Below are 509 nucleotides of genomic sequence, written 5' to 3'. Positions count from 1 at the left end.
CGGCCGAGCATCGGGAGCGTCACGTTCTCGAGCTTGATGCCGAGATCCTCGGCGATCATCTGGCCCTTGGTCAGGATCGCGATGTCCTCGAGCATCGCCTTGCGGCGATCACCGAAGCCCGGCGCCTTGACGGCCGCGACCTTCAGGCCGCCGCGCAGCTTGTTCACCACGAGCGTGGCCAGGGCCTCGCCCTCGATGTCCTCGGCGATGATCAGGAGCGGCTTGCCGGTCTGGACCACGGCCTCGAGCACCGGCAGCATCGCCTGGAGCGAGGAGAGCTTCTTCTCGTGGATGAGGATGTAGGGGTCCTCGAGCTCGGCGACCATCTTCTCCGCGTTCGTGATGAAGTACGGGGAGAGGTAGCCGCGGTCGAACTGCATGCCCTCGACGACGTCGAGTTCGGTCTCGGCGGTCTTGGCCTCCTCGACGGTGATGACGCCCTCGTTGCCCACCTTCTGCATGGCGTGGGCAATCATCTGGCCGATCTCGGTGTCGCCGTTCGACGAGAT

1 pseudogene is annotated in these 509 nt (G+C 65.2%); it reads right to left on the bottom strand.

The annotated features are described in order from the left end of the window. Window positions 1–509: pseudogene (gene groEL, locus MFF58_RS31985) on the bottom strand (chaperonin GroEL); the annotation flags it as partial.

This window comes from Methylobacterium longum, assembly GCF_022179385.1.
Taxonomy (GTDB): Bacteria; Pseudomonadota; Alphaproteobacteria; order Rhizobiales; family Beijerinckiaceae; genus Methylobacterium; species Methylobacterium longum.
This window is presented reverse-complemented; position numbering and strand designations above follow the sequence as displayed.